This is a genomic window from Psychroflexus gondwanensis ACAM 44 (assembly GCF_000355905.1).
Taxonomy (GTDB): Bacteria; Bacteroidota; Bacteroidia; order Flavobacteriales; family Flavobacteriaceae; genus Psychroflexus; species Psychroflexus gondwanensis.
Window position 1 is genome coordinate 26,366 of record NZ_APLF01000021.1, and the last position, 15,610, is coordinate 41,975.

Here is a 15,610-nt window from a genome sequence, read left to right on the forward strand (position 1 = left end):
ATCTGTTATAACTTAGATTTACTAAGATTAACAGTCTCTAAAATATCATTGAAATAAGTTTCTTCTTTAATAGTATACATTGGATGGTATGCATCAATATATAAAGTGCCCTTTTCAAGTGCAGACACACAACTCCCAAAATCATTAAATTTCAAATTTAAATCATTTTTAAAAAATTTATAAGTGCCGCCAAAAATTATAATATTTGGTTTAAATTCCTCTATTTGATTAAAGAGTAGAGTTTTAGAAAATTTATAGTAATCACTTATTTCATTTGGATTTGCTTTAGCTCCTCCACCTGTTTTTTTGACATTTATGTAAGCAACTTTTTTTAATTCATCTATTACTTCTGGTTTGTAGGAAGGATGATATAGTTCGTCACACCAAGATAAGTGGTTTAAAATACCGTTTGTAACATAGATTATTTTTTTAAAGGTTTGGCTCCAACCCTTACGGATTCCTGTCTCTGTTTTCAATTTTTCATTAATATGATCTCGCATATCCCAAGATTCATTTTCACCTGTACTATTGGCTTCTTTTAAAATCCATAAAATTTTAATATCTGATTTGTTATATTCAATTTCATTTACAATACCATCAAATATTACAGGCCTATCAAAATGTCTCCCTACTTTCTTTATTTCTTCATCAAAATTTTTCATTTTATATCAATTTATAAATTTGTCTTTCATTGTTTCGAATATATCAGAAGAGATAAGTTCGTTTTTAAAATCGGCAACCTCCAGCAAAAGTTGGTTATACTTCAAATCAAGTTCATTCATTTTTTCTTGGTTTTTTTTATTAATACAACAAATTAAAAGTATCACAACGCCAAAGCATGTCATACTTAATAGGTTTGTTGTGAATTTCACGAATAAAAAGCAGTGAACGTTTATATAAAGGTACTGTATTTCTATTTATAGAATAACCTTCCACCTTAAACCTGAATTAAATAGGTCGTTACTGAGATTATTTAAATATAGGATTTAATTTTATTAAAGTCTAACCGATATCTAAAAACTATACTGCTTAATTTTAAGCAAAAGACTCTGTTTTCAATTACAATCAAAAAACTCCAAAACAGACTTCCAATTAGGAAACTCATTGTTTTTTTGATTCACATAGTCCCAACCAAAATGAATGTGTTTTCCCTTAAATTCTGCAGCACCCCTCGCCATACGATCATCTATAAGATAATCCCCAATTAGTAGATCTTTACGATGTGTGATTATTATTTTTTGGTAAAACCTATCACCGAAGTGTTTTTCGATCCAAGTTCTTTTGTGCATCCAAGCACTGGGATTATCCCATGGCGCTGTAGTTAGTATAAATAAGTCAAATCGTTTCGTGTCATGCAGCTTGTTTACGGCTTCAATTGAAGCCTTTATCGGTGGTAAATTTTCGAAAATATCGGGAATATCATCTGGATCATTTTTATATTGATCTTCTAAGAATAATGGACTGGCCTTTGCACCCGCACCAAGATCGGCTAATACACCATCCATGTCAATAAAAACTATTGGTTTGTCCATGTTATAAAGTTTTATTCTTAATCGCTTTTATTAACTTATTTACCAAAGCTCCTCTTTTTGAACTTTTTAAATCAGTTCAATTGCTTCTTCTGGCAACTTTCTTTTAGCCAAAGCTAACAGTACTGAAGATATATACTTATAATACGCTGATGCAATACTTTCTTTATAAATAACACAATACACCAACAAACCCCTAAATTAAAAGCAAGCCACTATTTTAGTATTGGACAAGCTATATCTTTAAGGGGATTAGGCTTCTGTTTTAAAACTATTCCACACTAAAATACATAGTCGATTTAAACTAATGGATTAAAAACACTATTCACAACTAAACATAAAGCTTTAGGCTACTTCCCTAAAGTCACTCATAATATGTGATACACCTCTTTCAATTCTAACTTTTGGGTACTCAAAAAAGTTAAAAAGTTTTATAGCCTTACAAGGAATATCTCCTTTGTAAAATATAAAAAACGGATAATTACAATCAGGCATAAAATCACTCATCCCTAAATTATCACGATACCATTTTCCAGATAATTTATAAGTGTCAATTTGCCAAAAGTCATATCCATATTGGATACACTTCATTTTAAAATAATCATAGTTAGACTCAAATTTTACATTATAATTACTAGATGTCATCCCTTCAAATTCATCTAATATAATAGGGTACCAAAAAAGTTGTGGTACACTACTATTGTGAGCAAATACAGCCTTATTCCCTAAAGCAGTATTGGCTTTTAGGCCAGTGGATACTATTGAATCTCGATTAAATTTGTAAGTAACGTGAAACACGTAACGCCTTGGAGTAACTTCTTGAAGAGTAATCATTAAATAAAGTAATTAGGGCACTTTGAAACATATAACATGCTTCGGCAATGCCGATTATAAATTACTTTACTTAAATACAAATATATAATTTTAATACAACAGAAAAATTTATTGCGAAACTTTTTTAGGATCGGTATTATTTAATTAGTTTAGAAAACATCAAATACAATTCAAATGAGTATAAAAATTGCTTATCTACATGGTCTAGAATCCAATAACACAGGGAAGAAAAATGATTGGTTGAGAACGGTAGCTACTGTTTACGACCCCTTAATCGATTATAAGGAAGAGAACATCTACACTAAGTTAAAAACTGAAATAGAGGAGTTTCAACCAGAACTGATCATTGGCTCTTCAATGGGAGGTTATTTTGCCTATCATATTGCAAAAGAACTTAACATCTCTGCCCTCTTATTCAATCCTGCATTACATTCGAGAACCTTCGAACCTGATATGACTGGTTTGATTCATTCTGAAAATGATCCATCTATCCAAATAATTGTTGGAGAAAATGATAACGTCATTGAGCCTAGGAAAACAATTGAAATTATTGAGAACAAACCCAATATTAAACTCACAACATACGATCATGAACATAGAACCCCGTATGATGTGTTTAAGAAAGAAACTGAAAAACTATTAAACTAACCGACTGATATGAGATAACTTGTGATTAAACTTACTGATGAGCAAGAAGTGAGAATAAAAGATTCATCGAAGAATAAGTTAATTTCAATTTAGAAAACTAAAAAAATATCAGGATTAGAATTCATCCTTTCTTCTATAGTGGAAGATTTGGCTACACTAAAACTGCACATGAACCAAAAAATTAATTTGGGCTGAGTTGATTGGGAGATAAAATAAAGCACTGATTTATACTTCTGGCCGTAAAGTTCATTTAGTGAAGATTAATGTTTTTTGTTAGAGTGGTTTGTTGACAGCTACTATTTATATACTGAAAATTAATTTTCTATATTGTTCATCTTTGATTTCTCCTTTTTGTCGGCTTCTAGTTGCTGGGTATAATAAGAGAATACTTATTTTGCGCGAGTTGTAGGTAAATATATATTCTTCTTTATTAGCTGTTAGCTCATTTGTTTTAAACTGAAGTTGTGTTTTGTTGATTCCACAAAGAAGATAATCATATGCAAGTTTATACGTGCAACATATTCGCGAGATATTTTTGTTGTTGTCTAAATGTTCAAATAATATTCCATTATCTATAATATTTTCTTTTGGAATTATATCAGAGTCATTTGAACTGTCGTTAACTTTCCTTTCAATTTTTGTAAAAACATCTAAAAACCCGATTTTCTTGTCTGAGCAAAAAATTTGTTTGTGCATCTTATTTTCTTCAGTAGAAATATTTTTCAGTTTTGTTGAAGTTTTTTTTAGATGATATTGAGGAAATATATTTTCCATTCTATTCCAAAGATGATTTCTAACAGAAGAATAGAAGAAAAATTCAGGTTTATTTTCGTATTCAGATTTTGGTGGAAAAGTTCCAACTATTATTGTTTTAGATTTCTCTGGGATAAATCCATTAATTATTGGGTGTGTTTCCATAATCTTTGTTTTTTAGCTCGTAACTAACGGCAAGTATAAGTGTAGTGCGGGTTTTCGAAGACGATATATTCATTTTATCCCAAATTTTATTAAGTGACGAAATTTTCAGTTTATCAATAAATCCAGCATTACGCTTATACAGTGTTATAGGCTGCCTCTTTTCTGTCTCTTGTCATGTTTGTGATTACGTTTTTGTAAGTTCTAAAATTGCCTTGTTTCTGTTTTCAAATTCTTGTTTATTATCCCATTCTTCGTTTTGTGACCAAACGTATTTTTTCGTCTTACAATCAAAAGCGATTCGCTGTCCGTTTAATTCAAAATATTTCCTAAGATCTACTGATTTTTGGTCTTTGTATGAACTCTTTTCTAATGAGAGTTTGTTTGATAATTCTTCAAAAAGAGAGTATGAATAATATTCTTTGTGAAATCCACTCGTCATAGTTGAACCTAACAAAAGTATGTCAAATCTGCTATCGTCTATCCGTATAAGTTTTTGCTCCCCACAAGTATCTATCATTTCAAATTGTTTAATGAAATAATAACGCCAATCATTTTTGTCCGAAAAATCTGTAATGATATTTTCTAAATCTTGATTTAAAGTTGTTAGCTTGATTTTATCAAAGAGTGATTTTAAAACTTTACGTTGTTCATTGTCATCTCTTAATAGTCTTTTCCAACTAATGTCACGTAAATCACGCCCTTTACTAATTAAGAAACTACGATTTCTTCCTTTGCTTAATAAATAATTTCCTGTTGCTAATAATGCTCTTTCGAAAAGGAAATTATCAAAGTTTTTCAATCCTTCATCGCTAAATATTGCTTTTGTTTTTTCTGCGTATTTTATGAAGTTATTTAAACTATGTAATCCATTTTCGTCTTTACACCAATCTAATAAAAAACCGATTTGTCCATTAAAATAACCGTGATTTTCAATTTTAACAATTGCCATTTTCCAATCATCGTTTTGTAAAATGAGATTCGCTTTTGTTTTTTCTTCTTCAATTATAAATTTTGGAAAGCCTTTGTCTTCTGGATTTACGGAATCTTTAAAATATTCAATAATGTTGTTTCTATGTGGAATAAGTTTGGAGAAAAACAACAATGAATCTGCAAATGTGTTTGCGTTGTCATAATACAATCTGTGTGCCTCTAAAAGGTTACGGACTATTCTCATCCAATTTTGTAGATTTGTTTTGTCAATATCATTTTCACAACCTAAGTATTGGTATAAAGCAAAAAGCTTTAATAATTCAGCGTAACCTAAGTTGTTTTTGATAACACCATTAAAATTTTCTTTTTCGTTTACATAAGTCGTGTCAGATAAAAATGTTTTCAATCCATTTTTATCAGATATTTTATTTAAAACGGATTTTAATGTTTTAAAATAATTGCTGTCAAAACATTCTAACTCCAAATATTTATTGAATGAAAGTGTTTGGTTTCCTCTTAATACATCAAGATTCTTTCTGAACTTATCATCTTTGTCGTTTGCTTTAAGCGTGTAATTTACCACAGCCATTGTTCTGAAAAAATTCAAAAACTGTTCGTCAAAAATATTTCCGTAATTACGGTAGTTCCAAAATAGATCTGTCCAAAGTGTATCAATTTGATGTGAAAATGTTTCTTTTGGATCTATAATATCTTTTTCCCAATTGTCCTTTAATATAATTTTGTTGCCATTTTCTAAAATCGCATTTCCATTATCATCGATTTTGTATTTAATTTTTGTTATGTACTGTTCAAACTTCGCTTTGAAATTTTCAAAATCGGTAAGATGCTTACCTCTTGCATTCATTTTGATATATAAATCATCGGAAAGTCCGAAGTTTTGTAATTCTATGTAATGAAAACTAATATTATCTAACTTTTCCAAAAGTTCAAGTTTATCTATAAAAGTATGATAAATAGAATCAAGCATTATAAGCATTGATTTTATTGTTGGGTCTCTTTTCCAGGTTAGGAAAAACCAAGAACTGTCAATGATAGTTTTAGATAATCCATTGTTCTTGGGCTTAGTGTTTTCTTTGTCAAAATAATCCGTTTCTATTAGATTATTAAAATCAATTCCTTTGTTTATTAATTCTCGACAAAAATCCCTTGAACTGGTTCTTGTTTCATAAGTGAACTTTGTCAAGAGTTCTTTAAAATTAGAGTCTAATTTACCCTCTTTTATTGCAACAAACCAATGCAACAAAAATAAAGTGGTTAATCTTTGTTGCCCATCAAGCGGTTGAAAAACATTGTCTTTCACGCTCCCGTAAACAAAATCCAACTCTAATATTTTTCCATTGGAAACTTCAAGTAATGCATTCAAAAAATTAGTTCTAATGTCTGTTTTTCCTTCTCGGCCCTGAGCGTAATCTCTTTGGATAATTGGAATTTCAATACTATGTTTACTAATTAACTCACGAAAAGTTAATTTTTCTGATGTCGGATTATTGCTCATTCTCTGCTAATTCTGTTTGAGGTAAATACTGATTAATTACTTTTTGTATCTTTTCAAGATACGATGTCCTATCATTTTCATTCCAAACTTCTATATCTTTTACATTAGCAGAATAATATTTCATAAAAACATTTTTAGTGCAAATTGGAATAAAAGTTCCTTCAATTTCTCTTTCAATTATTTTTTTTCTTTTTACTTTGAAAGAATCGTTTTTGTAAGAGCGATTTGTTCCACTGTCTAACAAACAAAGGTTTCGTATGCTGTTGTCTTCTTCTCCCAACACATAATCAATAATGTCGTCAAATTCATTTTCGTCAATTTGGTTACCCGATTTTATTATTTGTCCAATTTGATTATTTATATTTTTGTCATGATGATTGTATGTTTTGATGAAGTTATTATTCAGCCAATCAATTTGATTTTCCTTTTTAACTTTAACTTCTGTTGCAATAGCGTGGATATGTTCAACATCCCAAGATTCTTTTTTGTATCGGTCAAAAGGAAAGCGATTAGTTTCGTTTTCGTTGTTGAGTATTGTTTGTATGTTGTGAAGCAGTAAAATTTCACGAACATTTTTTCCGTTGTATTCTACTTCTTCCAAATTCGTATTTTTAAATTTGGATTCCATTTCTTGTTTTAGCCAATTTGCAAATTCTGTTTTGGACTTTTCTTCTTTCCCTTTGAGAATGTTTTTGATGTTAGTTCCTATTGCAATCAAATAGCCAATTTTGTGATACAATTCTCTGTTATTATACCATTCTTCAAGTGTTTGCGAATACTTTTTGATTTCCTGCCAATTATCATTTATTTCTTTTTCTGATTTGGCCTTAAATTTTTCATTGAAGAAACGAAATGTGGAATACTCATCATTTCCAAATCTTTCTGAAATTGTCTGATGTTCTTTTTTTCTTTCCTCAATTTTTTCTTTGGATTTTATCCTTAGCTTCTTTCGTTCTTCAACTTCTACGTCTTCTGCCTGAGCTACTTCATACATTAAATTGAAAATATATTCAATTCTCGTTGCCAAGTTATTTTCATTTTTGTTGATGAAGTACCAAAATGAATCATCTTGTGAAGCATATTCAATTCTGTCCCATTCTGAAGCTATTTCTAATTGTTTTAAACGAAGCTTTTCTGTATCTGAATTTGCAAAATTTGAACAATTCAAAAACAAAGCCTTTATCAATTCCGCATTCGTTAGCGGAATTTTTCCGCTGTTTATTCTTGTGAAAATGTCAATGGAATCTTCGCCTTTTGAGGTTTCATACCAAATAACTTTTGTAGAAAAGTTGAATTTTGATTCAAATGTATTTACATCAAATTGTTCTCCTCTATTTTTGAACCAATCGCAAATTATTTTATACGCAGAAGAAATAAAATGATAGTCAATGTTTTGGTCATTTATAGTTTCCCCGTTCAATTCTTTTTGTAAATATTCTGCTGAATTTTCTCTCGTTTCGTATTTTAAGCTAAATAATTTTTTTTGGCGATTTTCAATATAACCCTGATTTAAGTAGTGCAAAATTAAGAATGCTGTTGTAAGGCGTTGTTGTCCGTCAATTACATCCCATTCGTTTTCATTTTTTTGTTTTACTACAATTGGTTGTAAACAATACCAAGTTTTTTCATTTGAATTTGGAATTTCTTTTGGCGAAAATACATTAATGTCATTCAATAAGTCTGTTACTTGTGTTTCTGTCCAACGATAACCTCTTTGATATGATGGTATAAAGAAATTAGATTTTAGTAAATCGTTGATTGATTTAATTGATATATTATTATTGTCCATTTTCTATATTTCGGGTGGTGGGTGATCTTGGCTTTTTGTCTGTTTTACTGTCTGTTTAAGTTTGCACGGTCGTTCATTGGGGTTGCCTATAACATCCATATAGACCCTATTCAAATCTTCAGGATAAGATATATATTAAACATAATGTTTTTATTTTCAACTAAACTAACACTTTTGTGTATTTTATCCAAGGAACTTTTAATTAACCGCTAAAAATGCTGCATTCAGGATTATAACCTAACGAAGGTCTGCAAATACTACTCATTGATCTTTTTACTTATAAGGGATACATAGGTTTTTGTCATCTTCATATCCGTCGTTATTTTCATGGATACTATTCATCGAAAAAATACTCATGAATTTCTATTAAATCTCCTCGACCAATTTGAATTAAATTCATAGTTTCTTTTAAATATATTCCAAATGACCTTTCATTATAAATGAATTTCATGTCAGGAGAATAATCAGTTACCAAGTACATATCTCCTTCAATTTTGTAAAAGTCAATGTCCTTCCCTTTTTTCGCTCTGATACCTCTATTGACTACTTTTCCCTCCTTAAGTGCTTCTCTAATAATTTCTTCATTTTTTTCGCCAGATGCAACTTTTGAATAGGAAGTCATCATATTCATCCATTCGTCACCATCAATTAAAATCCATATGACTTTATCGAAATTGATCCCATATTCATTAATCCAGCCAAAACTAGTAAAGCCAAATAAAACATATTTTTTACCTAATTCTGGATTATTATCGACTATATCAAATTCTTGTATTTTAAAACTAATTACAGACGTCGCAGATATATCTTTAAGTTTTTTTCCATCGAAATCCAATGTTTTTAGAGAAAATCTATTTTGATTAGGATAATTAGTCAAAAACCATTCGGTAGCAGTGAGTTCGGCTTGTTCTTTCATTTGCTGTACTGCAGCAATTCCAGAGCCAATTGCTAGTAGACCTCCGGCGGCGGCTATAATAGCACCGTCATCTTGAGCCTTTGAATTTTGGGGGACTAGAAAAATAATTGTAATAAATAAAATAATTAATTGTTTCATTGTTTTTGTTTTTGTTTTTGATTAGTTAAAATTACCTGTAAAGTGCTTGTGTATATAACCAAGAGTATAAAAGGATCCATCACTATAATTCGGAGTTAAATGTTTATTTTTTTTCAATAAGCCTCCCAATGGTCGGGATAAAAATTTGGTGTTCTTGCAAAAGTGCCTTTGCCATTTAGTTTAACATACACTTACCCTATTTTTTATACATCTTAAGTTTGATTTCTAATAAAATATTTAGTTTTAGTTATTAATTTTAATTTATCTGATTTGATAATGTTTTATACTGTTGATAGTTTAGTTCAAATTAAGGCTAGCATTAGTCCTATTCAAATCTTCAGGATAAGATATATATTAAACATAATGTTTTTATTTTCAACTAAACTAACACTTTTGTATACTTTATCCAAGGGACTTTTAATTAAACAATCAAAATAGTGCATCCAAGATTCTAACTCAACGAATGTATACCAACACTACTCGCTTATCTTTTTCCTTGTAAGGTAAACGCAGGTTTTCGTCATCTTCGTATCTGTAATTATTTTTAACAATAACTACTTGAATAAAGGTCTTCCCCTATTTGGAAAACAGTTTAAAACAATTTCAAAAGGAGATGAAATCTTTGGAATACGACCTATTAGTATTAGTCAAACAAGAGCATCAATAGGTTTTAATGCACCTAAAAACGATATTAGAGATTGGGAATAAAGCAGCTGTAATGTTGGTTATCTTGACAGATAGCTTTAATCGTTTTACAAGTGGAAGTAGTTTAAATGGACGTAGCACCATCAATAAAATAGGAAATTAAAAACTGAGTAACAGATTATCCATGTGTATTTTTAACGCCTGTAAACACCGTAAGGCCTGTAGAGAGCTCTGCAAGCGTATTGTGAACAAAGGCAAGACATGAAGGCAAGACTTAAACGCCGTAGCTAATAAGCTACTCTAACACTGTTTTGCATTGGCAAAATCAAGTCTATCAAATGATGAAACATATATTTCGGTTCTTGGGGTTAAATAATTGAATGACAACCAAAAAAAACTTGCAGATCAAGTTTATAAACCCAAAAGCTGTAGTCTTCCAAAAAACTAGCGATCTTCTTTTCAGATTTATGTCCAATTAATTTCTCTACGATCACAGGTCCGAAATAACGGCCTATCCATCACCCAATTGAGGAAGCGGTAAAGATGGAGATAAAGACAATTATACTACCTTATATTGGGCAGTAGACTAAAATTGAAACCACCATTAATGCTACAGAGGGTATGATAATCAAGAACATTTGAGCTACCATAAATAATACAAGCATCAACGGTCCAAACCATCCAAAATCTCCTACCCATTTTCTTATTTTGTCATTTGCTCATTTAATGCCGCTATGAGCTTGTCCGAAAGTCTGTTAGTTTTCATAAGAAATTTATTCATTTCAATAATTTGATTTTTCTAAAAAATGGTTATACCAATTCATAACAATCCTTTTAAAATTTTAATATTGATTTCTGGTTTCTTTTCATTCATCATTTACATCATCGTTGTTTTCATTTCCTTTTTCATTATTTTTTTATGGATTTTATCCATCAGCATTATACGACCCTTTTCACACTCTGTGATTATATCGAGCATTTTGGATTGCATCTTTTACGTCATTTTAAGATTTTTTTTTTATCATTTTTACTATTCTAAAATAGGTCGGCAGAAGTTATAATGAATACTAAGAAGGAAACAACTATTACAATTAGAATAATATAGAAACCAACTTTTGTCAATTTATTTTTTTGAAACAGATAGTTTCGTTTTTTATCCTTCTCCTCTTTTACAAATTCTAAATCCTCTTTTCCTTCTTTCATTAGTTCTTGTTTTTGATTAATATAATTTGACTTTCTTTAAAAAATGTCCTTATCTATCTGTATTTTTTCAAAATAAAATAGTTTGTATAATAATATGCCAAGCTAAAAATTATCCGAAAATGTTGAAAATCCTAATCTAGTTTCATATTGAAAAAATCGTGGTACATCTAGTCTATTCTTTTTTTGGAGAGTTTCAGATCACTAAGAGAATACTATAATAAACCGCTGTTATAAAAAGTAATGCCAAGCCTACTGCCAAAAAAAGAATAGACTTTTTTACATTTTTAAATTTCCACGCGGCGATGGTAGAAATAATATAGATCTGCTCCCCCAATTGCTCAAAAAGATCTTCCTCGTTCTGACTAATCTCATAAAAGGTATTTGAGAACTGTTTTACATCGCCAAACTTGCTTATAACATCCCCAAAGAAAAATACATTTTTACTGTAATTTCCTTCGATTTTCGGAATAAAGCAGCGTATGCTGAAAAATATTGATAGCGCAGTTACCAAAAACCAAAGACCTATAAATATATATAGCGGAATATCATTTGAAACCGTAGCTAACAATTTGTCAATACTTTGAAAGATAAAATTCAGCAAAATTCCATAAAACGAAAGGATAAGTCCAGCTTTCAATTCGGAAGCTTTTATTAAACTTGCAACGTAGTTTATACTCCCCCAATAGTGGTCTACTAAATCGTCAGTATGTTTGTTCTTGATTGGAGAGTTTGGTTGTTTTTCTTGTTGTTCCATAAGATTGTTCTTTTACCCTGAAATGGTTCGTTATAATTTTGATTTAGCCGATGTCCTTTATTCAGTGTTCCATTTATTCCAAGACTTCATAGACTGTTAAAGGTTCGGCTTTGTTTTTTACCTTTATGCTGTCAAGTTTTTTACATTTGAAGGCTTCTTTTACCGTATTATAGCAGCTTTCGCCAATGATTATTTGATTTGGTTTTGCTTCATCCTGCAAGCGGGCAGCTGTATTTACAGTGTCTCCGATTACGGTATAATCCAGTCGTTTCAAATTTGCAGAGCCAATGTTTCCGGAAATCATTTCACCGCTTTTAATGCCGATGGAAACTTTTGGTTCAAAATCTGATAAACCTTCAATTTTTGCAATGCTGTTAATTTTGTTCCGAACGGCAAGTGCCGCATCAATGGCTCTATCCAAGTGATAATCGCCCCGAAAAACTGCCATGACCGCATCGCCAATAAATTTATCTATGAAGCCCTGCTGTTCCATTATTTCTTGTACCATAACATCAAAATAAGTATTTATCATACTTACAACAGTATCGGCTGGAGTGGTCTCGCTGATTTTTGTAAACCCGCAAAGATCTATAAACATAACTGTCGCCTCAATGGTTTCGTTTGCCATAATGGTGGTTTCATATTCTCGGCTTCCCATAAAATTCAATACGTTTTCGTCCACGTACATTTTTAAAATATTATTTTCTTTAATAGCTTGTAATGTTTGTTTTATTTGGTTGCTGTGCTTTATCGTTTTTTCAACGGTAATGATGAGATCTTCAAAATTTATTGGTTTTGTAATAAAGTCAAATGCGCCACGGTTCATTGCCGTTCTAATATTTTCCATATCACCATAGGCCGAAACGATAACAGATTTCAGCAGTGGCTTCAGCTCGCTCAGTTTGGTCAAGAGTGTAAGCCCGTCCATTTCAGGCATATTGATGTCGCTCAAAACGATGTCCACTTCAGGTTCCATCTTAAGTTTTTCCAGAGCATCCACGCCGTTAATGGCGAAAAAGAATTCATACTCCTTTTCGCGTATCTGCTTTCGGAATTTCTGTTTTATGAGCGTTTCCAAATCAGCTTCGTCGTCAACTACAAGTATCTTTGCCATAATATTTAATTTTATGCTGTCTTTATAATTAAGGCGCATCATCTTTGCAATAATTTCTCTTTCAGTACTTTAAAATCCACAGGTTTGGTCAAAAAATCATCTGCGCCCAGCCTTTTTGCGGTGTTGAAATTTTCATCGTCGCCATAAGCGGTTATCATCATTACAGTTGGCGGCGGTTTACGGAATTCTTGTTTGATGTGTTTCAACAGGTCTAAACCGCTCATTCCGGGCATATTGATGTCTGATAGAATCAATACAGCCTCTTTTAAATTTTGATTTAGATAGGTCAACGCTTCTTCGCCAGAAAATGCAAAGTCAAAATCCATTGCACCTGTTTTTATTTCCTTTCGGAAACGTTGCAGGAAAAGGGTTTTTACGTCTTGTTCGTCATCTACTACTAAAATTTTCATGCTATCGTTATTTTGGTATTATTATAGTGAAGGTTGTGCCTTCGCCTTCTTTTGTTTTAACTTTCAATTCACCCCCATGACCTTTTGTAACAATATCATAACTCATACTCAAGCCCAGTCCGGTTCCTTCTCCAGTAGGTTTAGTTGTGAAAAAGGGTTGGAATATCTTTTGTACTATTTCTTTAGGCATTCCATTACCGTTGTCTTTTACAATTATCTGGATGGTATCACCCTCCTTTTTAGTGATGACTGATACCGTAGGTGCATACTCCTTGTTCGCTTTCGCACCTCGACTGCGCTCAGCATGAACTCCAGCGGTCTTCTGCTCATTCATCGCATAAAACGCATTTGTTATCAAATTCAAGATCACACGTCCTAGATCCTGTGGTATCACGTTTACCAATCCGAGGTTTTCATCAAAATCTGTTTCTAAGATAGCATTGAAAGATTTGTCCTTTGCCCGCAACCCATGATAAGCCAGACGCAAATATTCATCTGCCAGTTTATTGATCTCAGTCGGTTCTTTGATGCCAGTACTGGTTCGGCTATGTTGCAGCATGCCTTTAACAATGGCATCGGCGCGTTTGCCATGGTGGTTGATTTTATCGAGGTTTTGCTTGATGTCTTTTGCGATGAATTTCACCTCATCCATATCTCCTTTTTCAATCTCGATATTCATTTCATCAATCAACTCATTACTGACCTCTGAAAAATTATTGACAAAGTTTAGCGGGTTTTGAATCTCATGGGCAATGCCAGCAGTAAGTTCTCCTAGGCTCGCCATTTTTTCAGATTGTATGAGTTGTGATTGTGTGGCTTTTAAGTCTTCTAAGGTTTTGCTTAGCGCCTCGTGGGACTCCTGGATATCCTTGCGCTTTAACTCTAATTCTTCAATGGTTTCTTCCAGTAAAATGGCAGTGGTTCGCTTCACTTTTTCAGTGCGCTCCAACTTAAATTCTGAAACCACCAAGGCTTTATCTGCTGCATTCACTACTTTAATTAAGTCCGTTTTTTCTTCCTCAGAAATATGCTCCGATGCAAGAATGTAGTCAAGTATTATTTTATGGTTACCGTTCATTATAGTGTTTATATGTACCTGTAATATATCTATTTTTCTTTTAAAGCAACCCAACTGCAGGTTGTTGAATGAAACTCATGCCTCCCGCTGGGCGATTTTCCAAATTCTCCGTAAGTATAAAAACCTGCCATTGGTGAGTTCCATACGGCAGCTAACCCGTCATTTTCTTGTTCTGCCAGCGGCCCCAATGCGCTTAACCTTCCTGCGCAAGAAAATATTAATACAGCATCTGCTTCTGTATTCGATTCTTTTTTAATCGCAGTTGCAGAGGCCACAACCGTATCTACAATATCAAAGTCTGGCGGTGTTGAAAATCTAAATTTAGAACCCTGTAGGACTTCAGATTCAAAAATAAGCGCTTCCTTTTCTTTATCATACCCTATAGGATTGCACATCTTAGGATCTCTCCCAGTTCTCTCTATTTGCATAGGATAATGCACCCCAACCTCATCAAAAAACTCAAGGTGATGAAGTGTTGCGGCATTTTCTTTTCCTAAATATCGCAAGTACACTTCCAGTGCAGGCTTGTCATCAAATGTATATACTAAGTTGCCTTCACTTTTTGTAATCGTTTTGCTAAGCCCTAAAGGTTTCCATCCCGAAAGTGCAACACCGTATAAGTCTATTTTCCTGGCATTGAACACTACCGAAGTTAAGCCGTAATCTGTCTCTTGTAAATTTGTAAAAACATAGCTGCCTGTAAAAGTTAAGTCATCACCCGCCATCCCGCCAAATACTGGCGTATCTGCGTCAATAACATGGGCTATACTTTCTATTATTTTTTCACCGTCTAACATCTCGCCGCTTTCTGTGATTGAAGTAGTGCATAAAATAAAGGCAGGTGCTTCAAATTTCTGTAAAGCATTTTGTGCCAGCTGTGTTGCTGCTTCACTTAATGCTCGTTCTTCTATAGCTTCAAATAAAATACAATAATCATTTTTATTGACATCAAGCAGCATGAGTACAATTTCTCCATCGCTCTGTTGACCAGCAATAAACTCTACGCTCGATGTGGCTCCCACCACATCAATATCTTTAGAAGATAGTAAATCACGAATTGCTTTCCTATCTTGTTTTATTGATATGAATACCAATGCCAAAGTAGGCGTATATCCATCTTCCATGGCGTTCTCCAATGCCTTTAAAATTTCTAAAGTAGAAGCGCCACTAATCGTTTTTGCTTTCATA

Annotated in this window: 14 protein-coding genes; 1 reads left to right on the plus strand and 13 read right to left on the minus strand. The window is 32.2% G+C overall.

Annotated elements, in window-relative coordinates:
- Nucleotides 1-5: 5 nt before the first annotated feature.
- The 3 genes from PGOND44_RS13900 to PGOND44_RS13910 form a co-directional block, all read right to left on the minus strand.
- Nucleotides 6-662 carry a hypothetical protein gene (locus tag PGOND44_RS13900; RefSeq protein ID WP_003444276.1) on the minus strand — a complete coding sequence of 219 codons (657 nt, stop codon included), beginning with the start codon at nucleotides 660-662 and terminating at the stop codon, nucleotides 6-8.
- A 393-nt stretch (nucleotides 663-1,055) separates the two neighbouring features.
- Complete coding sequence (locus PGOND44_RS13905) at nucleotides 1,056-1,532, minus strand: 5' nucleotidase, NT5C type (RefSeq protein WP_003444280.1); 477 nt, start codon at nucleotides 1,530-1,532, stop codon at nucleotides 1,056-1,058.
- Between the two features lie 342 nt (nucleotides 1,533-1,874).
- A complete protein-coding gene (locus PGOND44_RS13910; RefSeq protein ID WP_003444282.1) occupies nucleotides 1,875-2,363 on the minus strand; it encodes a hypothetical protein in 489 nt (162 codons plus the stop codon).
- A gap of 174 nt (nucleotides 2,364-2,537) precedes the next feature.
- On the opposite strand from PGOND44_RS13910, the gene PGOND44_RS13915 reads away from it, so the two are divergent.
- Nucleotides 2,538-3,011 (plus strand): YqiA/YcfP family alpha/beta fold hydrolase, encoded by a 474-nt coding sequence (locus PGOND44_RS13915; protein ID WP_003444284.1) that lies wholly within the window; start codon nucleotides 2,538-2,540, stop codon nucleotides 3,009-3,011.
- A 300-nt stretch (nucleotides 3,012-3,311) separates the two neighbouring features.
- Here the strand turns inward: PGOND44_RS13915 and PGOND44_RS13920 are convergent, their stop codons facing one another.
- The 10 genes from PGOND44_RS13920 to PGOND44_RS13960 form a co-directional block, all read right to left on the minus strand.
- Complete coding sequence (locus PGOND44_RS13920) at nucleotides 3,312-3,929, minus strand: uracil-DNA glycosylase family protein (RefSeq protein WP_003444286.1); 618 nt, start codon at nucleotides 3,927-3,929, stop codon at nucleotides 3,312-3,314.
- Between the two features lie 184 nt (nucleotides 3,930-4,113).
- A complete protein-coding gene (locus tag PGOND44_RS13925; RefSeq protein ID WP_003444288.1) occupies nucleotides 4,114-6,375 on the minus strand; it encodes a DUF262 domain-containing protein in 2,262 nt (753 codons plus the stop codon).
- Nucleotides 6,365-8,164 carry a DUF262 domain-containing protein gene (locus PGOND44_RS15070; protein WP_003444290.1) on the minus strand — a complete coding sequence of 600 codons (1,800 nt, stop codon included), beginning with the start codon at nucleotides 8,162-8,164 and terminating at the stop codon, nucleotides 6,365-6,367. The genes PGOND44_RS13925 and PGOND44_RS15070 overlap by 11 nt, the downstream gene beginning before the upstream one ends.
- Nucleotides 8,165-8,498: 334 nt before the next feature.
- Nucleotides 8,499-9,218 (minus strand): hypothetical protein, encoded by a 720-nt coding sequence (locus PGOND44_RS13935; RefSeq protein WP_003444293.1) that lies wholly within the window; start codon nucleotides 9,216-9,218, stop codon nucleotides 8,499-8,501.
- A gap of 1,680 nt (nucleotides 9,219-10,898) precedes the next feature.
- Nucleotides 10,899-11,066: a hypothetical protein gene (locus PGOND44_RS15615; protein WP_003444296.1), complete on the minus strand. Its 168-nt coding sequence runs from the start codon at nucleotides 11,064-11,066 to the stop codon at nucleotides 10,899-10,901.
- 193 nt (nucleotides 11,067-11,259) lie between these two features.
- Nucleotides 11,260-11,820: a Pycsar system effector family protein gene (locus PGOND44_RS13940; protein WP_003444299.1), complete on the minus strand. Its 561-nt coding sequence runs from the start codon at nucleotides 11,818-11,820 to the stop codon at nucleotides 11,260-11,262.
- A gap of 73 nt (nucleotides 11,821-11,893) precedes the next feature.
- On the minus strand, nucleotides 11,894-12,934 hold the full coding sequence (locus tag PGOND44_RS13945) for an adenylate/guanylate cyclase domain-containing protein (RefSeq protein WP_081606535.1): 1,041 nt from the start codon (nucleotides 12,932-12,934) through the stop codon (nucleotides 11,894-11,896).
- 38 nt (nucleotides 12,935-12,972) lie between these two features.
- Nucleotides 12,973-13,344 carry a response regulator gene (locus tag PGOND44_RS13950; RefSeq protein WP_003444337.1) on the minus strand — a complete coding sequence of 124 codons (372 nt, stop codon included), beginning with the start codon at nucleotides 13,342-13,344 and terminating at the stop codon, nucleotides 12,973-12,975.
- Nucleotides 13,345-13,351: 7 nt separating this feature from the next.
- The gene (locus tag PGOND44_RS13955) at nucleotides 13,352-14,422 is read right to left on the minus strand and encodes a sensor histidine kinase (RefSeq protein WP_003444340.1); all 1,071 of its coding nucleotides are present in this window, start codon (nucleotides 14,420-14,422) and stop codon (nucleotides 13,352-13,354) included.
- Between the two features lie 29 nt (nucleotides 14,423-14,451).
- On the minus strand, nucleotides 14,452-15,609 hold the full coding sequence (locus PGOND44_RS13960) for an FIST signal transduction protein (protein ID WP_003444342.1): 1,158 nt from the start codon (nucleotides 15,607-15,609) through the stop codon (nucleotides 14,452-14,454).
- Between the last annotated feature and the right edge of the window lies 1 nt (nucleotide 15,610).